This window comes from Maribacter sp. MAR_2009_72, from assembly GCF_007827235.1.
Taxonomy (GTDB): Bacteria; Bacteroidota; Bacteroidia; order Flavobacteriales; family Flavobacteriaceae; genus Maribacter; species Maribacter sedimenticola.
Genome location: NZ_VISB01000001.1, coordinates 3,359,641 through 3,372,647, shown reverse-complemented (window position 1 = coordinate 3,372,647; position 13,007 = coordinate 3,359,641). Strand labels below are relative to the sequence as shown.

10 protein-coding genes are annotated in these 13,007 nt (G+C 36.9%); 5 read left to right on the top strand and 5 right to left on the bottom strand.

Annotated features, from left to right (window positions below; all coding sequences use genetic code 11):
* Positions 1-28: 28 nt before the first annotated feature.
* Genes JM81_RS14130 through JM81_RS14120 form a run of 3 tightly spaced genes read right to left on the bottom strand, consistent with a single transcriptional unit; the run spans position 29 to position 3,404 of the window.
* Entirely contained in the window at positions 29-1,168 is a 1,140-nt protein-coding gene (locus tag JM81_RS14130) for a tetratricopeptide repeat protein (RefSeq protein ID WP_144804391.1), read from the bottom strand.
* Entirely contained in the window at positions 1,169-3,001 is a 1,833-nt protein-coding gene (locus JM81_RS14125) for a M56 family metallopeptidase (RefSeq protein WP_144804389.1), read from the bottom strand.
* Between the two features lie 19 nt (positions 3,002-3,020).
* The gene (locus tag JM81_RS14120; RefSeq protein ID WP_089259150.1) at positions 3,021-3,404 is read right to left on the bottom strand and encodes a BlaI/MecI/CopY family transcriptional regulator; all 384 of its coding nucleotides are present in this window, start codon (positions 3,402-3,404) and stop codon (positions 3,021-3,023) included.
* Positions 3,405-3,551: 147 nt separating this feature from the next.
* On the opposite strand from JM81_RS14120, the gene JM81_RS14115 reads away from it, so the two are divergent.
* Complete coding sequence (locus tag JM81_RS14115) at positions 3,552-4,067, top strand: DUF456 domain-containing protein (RefSeq protein WP_144804387.1); 516 nt, start codon at positions 3,552-3,554, stop codon at positions 4,065-4,067.
* 2 nt (positions 4,068-4,069) lie between these two features.
* On the opposite strand, the gene JM81_RS14110 is transcribed toward JM81_RS14115, so the two are convergent.
* A complete protein-coding gene (locus JM81_RS14110) occupies positions 4,070-4,627 on the bottom strand; it encodes a nitroreductase (protein ID WP_144804385.1) in 558 nt (185 codons plus the stop codon).
* A gap of 272 nt (positions 4,628-4,899) precedes the next feature.
* Here JM81_RS14110 and JM81_RS14105 point away from each other — a divergent pair, with 272 nt between their 5' ends.
* Positions 4,900-6,945 carry a tetratricopeptide repeat-containing sensor histidine kinase gene (locus JM81_RS14105; protein ID WP_186435580.1) on the top strand — a complete coding sequence of 682 codons (2,046 nt, stop codon included), beginning with the start codon at positions 4,900-4,902 and terminating at the stop codon, positions 6,943-6,945.
* Here the strand turns inward: JM81_RS14105 and JM81_RS14100 are convergent.
* On the bottom strand, positions 6,935-7,822 hold the full coding sequence (locus JM81_RS14100; protein ID WP_144804381.1) for a LysR family transcriptional regulator: 888 nt from the start codon (positions 7,820-7,822) through the stop codon (positions 6,935-6,937). The two genes, JM81_RS14105 and JM81_RS14100, sit on opposite strands and share 11 nt — an antisense overlap.
* Before the next feature lie 84 nt (positions 7,823-7,906).
* Between JM81_RS14100 and hutH the strand changes: the two genes are divergently transcribed.
* The 3 genes from hutH to JM81_RS14085 all read left to right on the top strand — a co-directional run bounded on the left by hutH (position 7,907) and on the right by JM81_RS14085 (position 12,821).
* Positions 7,907-9,481, top strand: coding sequence for a histidine ammonia-lyase (gene hutH / locus JM81_RS14095; RefSeq protein WP_144804379.1), 1,575 nt, complete (start codon positions 7,907-7,909; stop codon positions 9,479-9,481).
* On the top strand, positions 9,462-10,733 hold the full coding sequence (hutI, locus tag JM81_RS14090; protein ID WP_261375067.1) for an imidazolonepropionase: 1,272 nt from the start codon (positions 9,462-9,464) through the stop codon (positions 10,731-10,733). Before hutH ends, hutI begins: the two co-directional genes overlap by 20 nt.
* A gap of 87 nt (positions 10,734-10,820) precedes the next feature.
* Positions 10,821-12,821, top strand: a complete 2,001-nt coding sequence (locus JM81_RS14085; protein WP_144804377.1) for a urocanate hydratase — start codon at positions 10,821-10,823, stop codon at positions 12,819-12,821.
* The last annotated feature ends 186 nt before the right edge of the window (positions 12,822-13,007 follow it).

Genomic DNA, 13,007 nt, shown 5'->3' with positions numbered 1-13,007 from the left:
AAGGGGAAATTACGATTTTTTAGGGAGTTTAATCTTTGGAAAAATGGATTTGTTCCTTTAGTTCCTTGATTCGCTTTTTTACAGTTTCATAATAAAAGGGGTGTTCGTTTGGAAACTCCTTTAAGAATTTTTCATAGTAGGCCAATTTCTTTTCAGGTTCTGTTCCAGAATTATCGTATGTAGTACATACGTTATAGAAAATACGGGCATCTTGAGAATTTTCTTTATAAGCCATTTCATAATAGGAAAAGGCTTCATTAATATCATCTTGTTGTCTTGCAATTTCAGCTAATGCACTATATCCTTGTGCAAAAATTGGTTTTTGAACATCCATTGCCCAATTAATGAACAACTTTGCACTGTCTAGTTTTTTCTCCTTTTCATAGACCCTTGCCAATTCAAAATAGGTTTGGGAATTTTTATCATCGCGACCTAATAAAATTTTATAGGTGTCTTTGGACTTTGTAAATTCCCAATTATGATAATAACTATCGGCCAACTTTTCATACACGTAATCCTTGGTTTCCCCCAGCTCCAAAACGTTCTCAAACCAAGGTATAGCGTTTTTATACTGATAGTCATTATATAATACCAAAGCTTTAAGATTAATCAAAGACACATCGTTTGCATAAAGATCCAAACCCCTTTCAATGTAATCAAGCGCTTTGTCCCGCTCTTGCTTGACGGTATAATATTTGGCAAGTTGAAATAGACTTCTTAAATGAGTTTCATCTATAGCAATTGCTTTTTTATAATGCTTAATACTCGCAGCTACATTATCATCCTTTCTTTTAGCTTCACCTAGGTAATATTGATATTCTGGATTTACCGTATTAAGGCCAACAAGTTGCATAAAGACCTTTGTAGCTTTGGTATGCTCATTTGTTTTTAGAAGAAGCTTACCAAGTTCAAACAGGGCCAACTGGTTGGTTGAATTTGCTGAAGTAAGACTTTCATATTGAATAATAGCTTTTTCATAATTACCAATGGCATTGTAGCTTCTTGCAATTTGAAGCCCCGCAACACCGCCTTCTAATTTTGCATATTCGTTAATGGCTTTGGTGTAATCACCTAACATATACAGACTATCTGCAGTGGCATTTATCGGCGTTTGGGCACCGGCAACTACCATATGTATACCAACAATTAGCAATGCTACGACTTTCACCTACTTTAATTTAAAAGTAACAGGAATAGAAAAAGGAACATTTACCGCATTTCCTTGATGCTTACCGGGGGTCATATTAGGTAATCGTTTTATAATACGCTCTACCTCATCTTCCAATAATTTATCGGGACCCCTTAAACGAATATTTTCTATTGCCCCCTCTTTAGTAATCATGAACATAACACTTACCCTGCCCTGTAAACCTGCCTCTTGAGCTTCAATTGGATACCTGAAATTTTTGCTGATATGAAGTTGAATTTTATCATTAAAACAGCCTCGCTTATCCGAAGCATTTTCACAACCTGGAAAAATTGGGACTTGGTCTATCGTAGCAAAAGAAATAGTTTCGGTTTGCTCACTTTTACCGGTAGAATTCTTACTAGATTCTTCTAAGAAATTTAAATCCAGTGGTTGGCGTATTTTATTTAATATTAAAAATGAATACTGCTCATCTTTAATTACGACATTTCTAGGTGTACCCTTAATCAAATCAAGAGCTTTATTGACCTTTTTTATTTCAGTTCCGGTCAAATCCTTTACATCTTCTACCGTAATCCAATCACCCGGCCCTAAATTTTTATCGTCTTTTTCAATTAGATGAATGGACATATCTTTATCGCTTACAGATATTCTTAGATTTTCATCAAGAATTTGAAATGCCTTTTCTCTTTTTACATAATTGGTATATTCCTCTTCTGATGGATAAACCATAGATGCTGGATCAATTTTCAATTTACCAGGATACTTCTGCATCAAATCAGACATGTAATAAATGAAACTCAAACTACTTCTAAAATATTCTTTTTTGGTTTGAATGTAAAAATCTTTATGTTGGTTGTCTCCAAATATATTAGGCATTTCAATAAACCAATTTTCACCATATTGAATTTTTGCTTGCTTTATTTCAGATTTAATATCTTCAATCAGTGCTTCGTCATTTAAGGATAGTTCTTGAGTTTTTACCTCGCTTGTCGTAGATTCACTTTCACAACTGGTATAAATTAACATACCCAATACTAAAGGAATCAATAATAAATACTTCAACTTAAATACATCTTTTGATTTTGATTTTTGTAACATGACTATTCGTTTTTTGATTAATGATTTTGTAAAGAATTGATTGATGAATGATATATGTTCCGTTTCAAATACCTGAGCCAGCAACTGTTGGTAATGAGCGGGCTGTTGCTCTTTACTAACTTGGGCATCGGCAATAAATTCGTGAAGCTCTGCCGTTCTGTTTTGGTATACGTAAACCAAAGGATTAAACCATGCAATGATTCGCATGAGTTCAAAAAATAAAAGATCCCACGTATGGCCTTGTCTTATATGGACCAATTCATGTGCAATAATGGTATCATGTTTTTTGGCCACTACCTTATCACCTAAAAAAATGGATTTGAAAAATGAAAAAGCCATGGTACTATTACTAATGATAATTTGAGTGAATTCCGGATATTTTATCTTTTTACCATGCTTTTTCAACAGATGCAGTTGCCCTAATTTCAGCAGAAACAACACAAAAGCTACCAACATTCCTCCATATAAAAGGCCCTCTTGCCAGGTAACATTAAAAAATGGCTCGTCTATAGCGGTAGCCGTTATTTCCTGTTTTTGAAAGTTCCACCATAGTTCTGGATACATAACAAGGTTTTGTGGCACCTGTTGCTTAAATGCCTCTATTTTCACCCACGGTAATACCAAGGAAAGTATAAATGTTGCCAAAAGGTATACCCGGTTCCATTGAAAAAAGGTCTCCCGCTTTAGAAGGAAGTCATAAATCACCAAAAACAGTAATTGAAAAGCAATACATTCTAGAACAAATTGTAACATATGGTGGTTGTTTTAGTAATTATTTGGACTTTTCGTTAATGGCATCTTCCGTTTTTTTAATCTCCTTCATAACAGCTTCCAGTTCTGTTAGGCTCATATCATTCTTCTTCATGAAGAAAGACACCATACTCTTAAAGGAACCTTGAAAATAATTATCTACCAATTGGGTAATAGATTGGTTACTATAGTCAGTTTTCTTGACCAAGGGAAAATAGATATGCCCCCTACCTGCTTGTTCATGGTCTACAAAACCCTTGCTTTCCAAAATACGCACAATGGTAGAAATTGTATTATAAGCGGGCTTGGGTTCCGGTAATTTTTCTATAATGGAAGCTACGTTACCTTTTCCCAATTGCCATAAAATTTGCATGACCTCTTCTTCTGCTTTTGTCAACTGTTTCATTCAACTAAAGTTTTAGTTTGTTTTTCAAATATAACTAAAGTTTTAGTTTAAACTAATGTTTTAGTTAAAAAAATTGAATATAGTGGAAACTCCATGTAACAATTGAGACTTATCTTAGTCTTATGGATAACAATGAATAGAATTTAAATGGATATAGTTTTATTAGTTCTGGGGTTTATCTTTATGCTTATAGGTATCCTTGGCAGTTTTTTACCCGTTTTACCGGGTCCACCAATTAGTTGGATTGGTTTGTTACTGCTTTATATGACCAAAGCAATTTCCATGAACTGGACATTTTTAGGTATAACCTTGGCCATTGCATTACTTGTTTTTGCGCTGGATTATATCATCCCTGCCATGGGCACCAAAAAATTTGGAGGTACTAAAGCGGGGGTAATCGGCACCACTATAGGCCTGGTGGTAGCCCTCATATTTCCAATACTGGGACCCTTTGGTATTATCATATGGCCATTTATTGGGGCACTAGTAGGCGAATTACTGAACAAGGCGGATAAAAAAACCGCTACGAAAGCGGCCTTTGGTTCATTTTTAGGTTTTTTGACCGGTACCTTTATAAAGTTTCTGGTCGCCATAGTCTACTTGGGCCTATTTATATCACTAGCTTGGGAGCATAAAGAGGCCTTGTTTCCGTATTTCAATTAATATCAATGATCGATCCATTTGGTTTTTAAGGTAATGGAATTACGTTTTCCTTCTGGTAATTCTCCATCAAAATTGCCCATATAGAAAAAGCCTAAACATTTTTCGCCTTCGTTCAAGGTAAAAAACTCATCCATGTATTTTATGAGTCCCGGTGAAGACCAATAAGAGCCTATACCCATTTCTGTACATAGTAACCACATATTCTGTACGGCCATGGCTACTGCAGCAACCTCCTCCCATTCTGGCAAGGACTCTTTTAGGTCCCTTTGCATACAAATGGCGATTATGGCACTGGCACGTTGTGGATTTTCCTGCAACTTTTTTATTTTCATTGCTTTTGGCTTGGGGTCCAATTCTTGGTATTTCTTTGACATAAATGTCCCCAAACGTGCTTTTGCCTCTCCCTGAATGACCTTAAATCGCCATGGTTCCGTACACTTATGGTTAGGGGCCCAATTGGCGGACTCCAGCACCTTTTCAATATCTGCCTTTGCAATTGGTGTATCATTATATTGTACTGGAAAAATAGAACGTCTTTTTTTTATTATGTGGAAAATCATATTCTTTTAAATTATAAATACCCTTTTGTTGTGGGTTAAATTAGTTTACAAAGTTCCTAAAAAAAGATCTAGTAAAACAATTCTTAAATTAAACCATTAGTTTAATGCTCAATAGAAAATATATGGATAATAAATAATAACAAACGCCGTTTTAAATATAAGTATTTTCCTACATTTTAAAATAATAATAGCGCATTTCAAATATAATATTTACAACAAAGTCATATAACAATTTTACTTTAACACAACTTCATTAGTAAAGAATGTCAAATTTGCACTTAAAATCAAAAGCATTTTCATTATTTCTTATAATTATTTGTTTTAATTTAAATACTTTAAATTCTCAAGAGACATTAATAAAAAATAATACCGCAAGTCTAATACAGAATAATGCTTCTAATAAAATTATATCAAAATCTTCGATAGACAGTTTATATAACTTAACTCAATCCCTTTCTAGACGAAATGCAGACAGCGCACTAACTTTAGGCCATACAATTAAAGCTATAAGTATAGACATTGACTATAAGAAAGGGATAGCTATGGCCAATGAGATCCTAGCACGTGCTACCGTAAACAAAGGTGATTATGATAAAGGAATCATTATGGCAAGCGAGGCATTAATTTATGCGGACAAAATAAATGTCCAAATTGTATATCTAAATTGCATTAATGTTCTAGGACTTGCTCATTTTTTCAAACGTCAATTGCATAAAGTTTTTGAATACAATCAAATTGGTCTGAAATACGCAAAAAAAATCAATAACCAAGATAAAGTAATTTTCTTTTCTAATAATGCAGGTACAATATTATCAAGAATAGGTGAATATGATAAAGCTTTGGAATACTACAATGTATGCCTAGATATGCTAGAAAAGAAACCAGATTCTGTTATGAACGCTCAAGTACTTAATAATATTGGAAGCTTGCATTATACCCTTGGCGAATATGAAATTAGCAAAGAATTCTCTAAAAAATCCATTGCTATTTCCAGTATGAAAAAAATGACTAGCTGGCAGTCAGACTCGCATATAACCCTGGGTAATATTGCCATTATAGATAATGATATTGAAGAGGCCCAAAAACAGTTTGAACAATCGAAACAAATTCTAAGAGATTCTAAAGACCCTAAACAACGTATTGAGACAAATTTAGGCTTTGCAAAAATTGACTTAGCAAACAATAACATAGAGAGCGCTAAAACTAAAGCCCTTAACGCTTTACAATTTGGTAGAGCAAGCAAATATATTATTGGGGTAAACCATGCTATTGAATTGCTTCACGAAATTTCTTTAAAGCAACAAAATTATAAAGAGGCATACCATTACCTCTCACAATATAATCGTGTAAACGACTCTTTAAATATTGTTAATAACGACAACAAGCTAAAGATTACTTTAGCCGAAAACAATCTTAAATACGAACAGGAATTAAGTCGATTAAAAATAAATCAAAAACTGGCCACACAGAATATTTTAATTGCCATAGCTTTAATCTCGCTTATTATTCTTTCAACTGCCCTCTTTTATATAAGAGGAATTTCTAAAACCAGAAAACTTTTAATTGACGAGCTAAACGTTAAAACCTTAGAACAAGAAAAAAGTAAAAAGGAATTAATTGTATTGAATACTACAAAAGACAAATTGTTTTCTATCATCGGTCATGACCTTAAAGGACCGATGGGTTCCTTACAAAGCCTACTGAACCTATTAATTTCCGGTCATTTAAAATCTGCGGAATTTCTATCGTTTATACCTGTAATTTCACAAAATGTAGGCCATTTAAATTTCACCATGAATAACTTGCTTTCGTGGGCAACGACCCAGATGAACGGCACAACTACAAAACCAATAGAAGTTGCATTGCAAGACGTTGTTGAAAATAATTTTACCTTAAAACAAACCATTTCTACAAATAAGTCAATTACCATGACAAATAATATAACAGCGAATACTGTAGTTTGGGCAGACAAGGACCACGTAGATATTATACTAAGAAATTTAATAAGTAATGCTTTAAAATTTACACCCAATAATGGTACTATAACAGTCAATGCTAAGACTGAATTAAAGTTTAAGATAATAGCTGTTAGTGATGATGGTGTTGGTATGACCGAAGAAGTACTGAACAAAATTTTTAAAAGCAACGAAAATTATAGCACCTATGGAACAGATAATGAAAAAGGCACCGGTTTAGGGCTAACTATCTGTAAGGAATTGGTAGAGGGTAATCATGGCAAGATATGGGTAGAAAGTATACCTAATGTGGGGTCTACGTTTTATTTTAGTTTGCCTATAACCAAAGATGCTATAGCATAAACAATAATTCCATACAATTTTTTAAAACAGGATTTGTATGTTCCTTTTTCCAGATAACGGACAACTCTGCACGTTGGGGTATATTCTTTAACTCAATGAACTTTACCCGCATTTGAAAACCGTTTTGTAGCGCAGTAGGCACAATGGCAATACCCATACGATTTTCTACCAACTTAAAAATGGTATGCGCATGAACGGATTTATGCGAAACTTTAGGTATAAAACCTGCATCTTGACAAATACTCATGATGGTGTCATAATATAAAGGGCTATACGCTTGACTAAAAAGTATAAACTCATCATTGCTAAATTGGTGCATACCTTCAAATTCCCTTGTAATCATTGGATAACGCTCAGGCAATACCAAAGAAAAAGTATCCTTGAACACCGTTTCCATCCTCAAGGTATTCGGTACACGAGATAGGCGCACAAAACCCATATCAAGCCGATCATTGAGCACGGCATCTACTTGTGCCGTATTGGTCAGCTCTTCCAATGATGATTTTACATTTGGATAGACCTCTTTGATCTTTAGTAATAGTTTGGGTATGACCTCTTGCATGGCAGAACCTAAAAAACCTATTCGCAGCTCGCCACTATTGCCATCGCCAACTAATTTTAATTGACGTTCAACTTTTTCCAAGTGATTAAATATATAGGTAACCTCCTTCTTTAAGTAATGCCCGGCAGGGGTCAAGGAAACTTTTTTCTTATTACGCTCAAAGAGTTGGGTCTCTAATATTTCCTCCATTTGCTTGATCTGCCTACTTAATCCCGGCTGGGAGATAAACAATTTTTCCGCCGCTTTTCTAAAATGTAACTCTTGTGCCACCGCCAGAAAATATGTGAGATGACGTAGCTCTATTTGATTACCCATAGTAATGAATTGATGATAAAATTGATATTACCGATTATTAAAAATAGGTATTAATTTTAAATTAAATCTTGAGACGTCAAAACTATGAGCGAACAGATATTTAAATTGGGAGAAGATTGGTTGACCGTAGGAAAGGCTTTATCCATTGCCAAAGGAAACACCTCAATGAGCATTACGGATGAAGCTGTCAAAAAAATCAGCAAAAGCTGGAACATCGTTCAGCAAATTGTAGACAAAGGACATCCAGTCTATGGCATCAATACCGGTTTTGGACCATTGTGTACCACTAAAATATCCAAATCTGAAACCAGTGTATTACAATCCAACATTCTTCAAAGCCATAGTGTTGGGGTAGGCAAGCCTATTGAGAAAGACATCGCAAAACTTATGCTCATCTTAAAAGCACAGTCGTTGGCCAAAGGATATTCCGGTATAGCATTGAACACCTTGGAGCGAATTATTTGGCATATAGAAAACAATGCCATACCGGTTGTACCGTCCCAAGGTTCTGTTGGGGCATCGGGAGATTTAGCGCCTTTGTCCCATTTGTTTCTACCTTTAATTGGGCTAGGTAAAGTTTCCTATAACAATGAAATCATTACCTCTGAAATCCTGTTCAAAAAAACCGGGTTAAAACCTATTGCCCTAGGTCCAAAAGAAGGATTGGCGTTGATTAACGGTACCCAATTTATAGCGGCGCACGCCGTTAAGGTTGTGGCAAAATTTCATGCCTTGCTCGCGCAGGCCGATATAATTGGAGCCATGATGATAGAAGGCCTCCAAGGTTCGGTTAAACCTTTTTACAATGAGCTTCATGCCCTTCGTCCGTTTAAAGGAAATATCCACGTTGCCAAAAGGGTAAAAAAATTATTGAAAGGTTCTGAAATCATGGAAGATCATATTGATTGTGAAAAAGTACAGGACCCCTACTCCATTAGGTGTATTCCCCAAGTTCATGGTGCATCACGTAACACATGGCTGCACTTAAAGGAACTGGTAGAAGTTGAATTGAATTCCGTTACGGACAACCCGGTCATTATAAATAAGGAACTGACCATAAGCGGAGGTAATTTTCACGGCCAGCCCTTGGCAATGGCCTTGGACTATGCCTGCCTAGCTGCATCTGAAATTGGCAATATTTCAGATAGGCGCATTTATTTAGCTTTGGAAGGTAACAGCCCTGGAGTACCTAAATTACTAATGAAAGATACGGGTATAAATTCCGGTTACATGATTTTGCAGTATACCACAGCAGCATTAGCAAGTGAGAATAAAGGATTGTGCTTTCCATCCAGTGCGGACAGCATACCTACATCATTGGGCCAAGAAGATCATGTGAGCATGGGTTCCATTGGTGGTAGAAAGGCATTACAGGTACTTGGTAATGTAGAGAAAATTCTAGCCATTGAATTACTCATCGCGGCACAAGCCTTTGAATTTAGAAAACCTTTAAAATCTGGAATATTTCTGGACGAAGTGCACAATGCTGTACGTGATCAAGTCCCATTTGCCTGTAAGGACCGTGTTTTTGCCAATGACATTGAAAAAGGCATTGAAATGATCCGTAACAAAACCATCTTAAAAGTAGTGGAACGTGTTCAAAAAGAACATGGCATTTCATTAACGACCAAATATTCAAATGAATTCGAAGTATATTGATGCTATGGAAAAAATAACACTGATAGGTCCCTTTAAACAAATTATACCAATGACGGGACTACCGTTGAAAGGTGCATTGAACGATAGTCAATTGTCCATCATTGCTGATGGTGGCATTGTATTAAAAAACGAACGTATTATAGCAATCGGAACTTTTGAATCGCTTAAGGCAATATATACCCATGCCCATATTCACCATTTAAAAGGTAACCATGTATGTGTACCAGGTTTTATAGATTGCCATACCCACATTTGTTTTGGGGGTTCGCGCGCCAATGACTATGCTATGCGCAATGCAGGCAGTTCATATCTAGAGATTGCAAAATCTGGCGGGGGTATTTGGGACACTGTGACCCAAACAAGAAAATCCACCCAAGAACAATTGGTAAAGAGTACCATAAAATTGGCCAACCGTCATTTAAAAAACGGTACGACTACCATTGAAGTTAAAAGTGGTTATGGTCTAACGGTCAATGAGGAATTAAAAATGTTGAGAGCTATTAAAATCGCTAATATTGAAGCATTGGCAGATTTGGTACCTACATGCTTAGCAGCACATATGTTACCCAAAAATTTTAAGGGTACGGAAGTAGAATATCTTAATGAGATGAGCAAGAAACTTTTTCCAGTACTTCTAAAAGAACAACTCGCCAATCGTATTGATGCCTTTATAGAGCAAAGTGCTTTTAGCCCAGTACAGGTACAACCCTATTTTGAAATTGCAAAGCAGATGGGTTTTCATATTACCGTACATGCGGACCAGTTTACCCCAAGCGGAAGCAAGGTCGCCATAGATTTCCATGCAATAAGTGCAGACCACTTAGAAGCAAGTACAGATAAAGAAGTACACCTTCTTGCCAACAGTACTACTATAGCTACCGCATTACCAGGAGCTTCAATAGGTTTAGGATGCGCTTTTGCCCCTGCACGAAAAATTCTTGATGCCGGTGGTGCTTTGGCCATTGCAAGCGACCATAATCCTGGTTCTGCTCCCATGGGCGATTTACTTACCCAGGCCAGTATTTTAGGAACTTTTGAAAAACTGACCAATACAGAAGTTCTTGCCGGTATTACTTTTAGAGCCGCAGCAGCTTTAAACCTTACCGATAGAGGCATATTAAAAGAAGGTGGTTTGGCAGATTTAGCTGTATTCCATACAAGCAATTATCAAGACATTTTATATAACCAAGGCAATTTGAAACCCTGCATGGTTTGGAAAAACGGTTCGCTGGTTTATGACAAACATAATTAGCCTACAGCTATTATAAACTAGTACATAGTAGCAATTTTATCATTTAATACTGCACGTTTTATTACATACGTGGAAAAAATATAAGGAATGGATTTTAGAGAACACATTCAAATGGGCATACCTAATGATCTCCCTGCAAAAAAGGAGCGTTCATTGCATCTCAGCCATCCGCCCAAACGAAAGGATATTTTAACGGTTGAAGAAAAACGATTGGCGATCAGAAATGCACTCCGTTATTTTCCGTCCAAATGGCATCCTACTTTGGCGCCGGAATTTGCCAAAGAACTTAAAACATATGGCCGTATTTATATGTACCGTTTTCAACCTGACTATAAGATGTATGCGCGTTCTATAGAAGAGTATCCCGCTAAAACAGCACAAGCAGCGGCCATAATGTTGATGATACAGAATAATCTGGACCCCGCCGTGGCACAACATCCCCAAGAACTGATTACCTACGGGGGCAATGGAGCCGTTTTTCAAAATTGGGCGCAATACCTACTGACCATGCAATACCTGTCAGAAATGACCAATGAACAAACCTTGCACATGTATTCCGGTCACCCAATGGGCCTATTTCCTTCATCCAAGGATGCACCAAGGGTAGTAGTTACAAATGGTATGATGGTTCCCAATTATTCCCAACCAGATGATTGGGAAAAGTTCAATGCATTGGGCGTAACACAATACGGACAAATGACAGCAGGTTCCTTTATGTATATTGGTCCGCAGGGAATTGTCCATGGCACGGCAATTACGGTCATGAATGCATTTAGAAAAGTATTAAAGGCCGATGAATCTCCAAAAGGAAAAATATTTCTTACCGCTGGATTAGGGGGTATGAGCGGTGCACAACCAAAAGCGGGCAACATAGCCGGATGCATTACCATTTGCGCAGAAGTGAATCCGGCAGCAGCCACTAAAAGATACGAGCAAGGTTGGGTAGATGAGCTAATTGATGATTTGGACATTCTTGTAAACCGCACTCATAAGGCGGTCCAGCAAAAGGAAGTGGTATCCTTGGCATATATTGGGAATGTAGTAGAGGTATGGGAACGCTTTTACTCGGAAAACATGTACGTTCATCTAGGATCTGATCAAACATCGCTACACAATCCTTGGGCAGGCGGGTATTACCCCGTTGGACTAACATTTGCGGAAGCAAACGACATGATGGGCACAAACCCCCAAGTTTTCAAGGAAAAAGTACGGCAATCCTTGCGCAGACATGCGGACGCTATAAACCTTCATGCAGCAAAGGGCACATATTTCTTTGATTATGGCAATGCATTTCTATTGGAAGCATCACGCGCAGGTGCCAATGTAATGGCAGAAAACAAGATTGATTTCAAATATCCGTCATATGTTCAGGATATTCTAGGCCCTATGTGCTTTGATTATGGTTTTGGTCCGTTCCGGTGGGTCTGTGCCTCTGGAAATTTGCACGATCTTCAAAAGACCGATGCCATTGCTTTAAGTGTTATGCAAGAAATTAAGGAAACGGCTCCAAAGGAAATCCAACAACAACTACAGGACAATATTAAATGGATACAGGAAGCGGAACAAAATCAACTAGTAGTTGGTTCCCAAGCACGTATACTTTATGCTGATGCCGAAGGAAGGGCTAAAATTGCATTGGCATTTAATACTGCCATTGCAAATGGGGAGTTGTCCGCACCCGTAATTTTAGGAAGGGATCATCATGATGTAAGCGGTACTGATTCGCCGTATAGGGAAACCAGTAACATTTATGATGGTAGTAGGTTTACCGCGGACATGTCTATCCACAACGTAATAGGAGATAGTTTTAGAGGTGCTACATGGGTCTCTATTCACAATGGAGGTGGCGTTGGCTGGGGAGAAGTTATGAACGGTGGTTTTGGATTGGTGCTAGACGGCTCGGCCGATGCGGAACGTAAACTAAACAATATGTTGTTCTTTGATGTCAACAATGGAATATCAAGGCGCAGTTGGGCCAGAAACGATGAGGCTATTTTTGCCATACAACGAGAAATGGCACGAACCCCTACGCTTAAAATAACTTTGCCTAACTTGGTACATAAGGAACTTTTAGAAAATTTATTTTAAATTTTAGGTTTTTTAATGCTCTAAAAAACAAATAATTACAAATACATAAATCATAAACAATCTTAAAAATGTAAGATTTTTACTACATTTACGTTATAGTAGTATATGATTAAAATCTTCTCGTTCCCCCCTGTGCCAAAAACTTTGGCACAGTCGAGATTTTATAGTTCGTAAAACTGATTTAAA

Excerpts from the sequence above, each read along its gene's own strand:
- JM81_RS14125 (WP_144804389.1), bottom strand. The coding sequence starts at position 3,001 with ATGTTACAATTTGTTCTAGAATGTATTGCTTTTCAATTACTGTTTTTG.
- hutI (WP_261375067.1), top strand. The coding sequence starts at position 9,462 with ATGAATTCGAAGTATATTGATGCTATGGAAAAAATAACACTGATAGGT.
- hutH (WP_144804379.1), top strand. The coding sequence starts at position 7,907 with ATGAGCGAACAGATATTTAAATTGGGAGAAGATTGGTTGACCGTAGGA.
- JM81_RS14110 (WP_144804385.1), bottom strand. The coding sequence starts at position 4,627 with ATGATTTTCCACATAATAAAAAAAAGACGTTCTATTTTTCCAGTACAA.
- JM81_RS14115 (WP_144804387.1), top strand. The coding sequence starts at position 3,552 with ATGGATATAGTTTTATTAGTTCTGGGGTTTATCTTTATGCTTATAGGT.
- JM81_RS14085 (WP_144804377.1), top strand. The coding sequence starts at position 10,821 with ATGGATTTTAGAGAACACATTCAAATGGGCATACCTAATGATCTCCCT.
- JM81_RS14100 (WP_144804381.1), bottom strand. The coding sequence starts at position 7,822 with ATGGGTAATCAAATAGAGCTACGTCATCTCACATATTTTCTGGCGGTG.
- JM81_RS14120 (WP_089259150.1), bottom strand. The coding sequence starts at position 3,404 with ATGAAACAGTTGACAAAAGCAGAAGAAGAGGTCATGCAAATTTTATGG.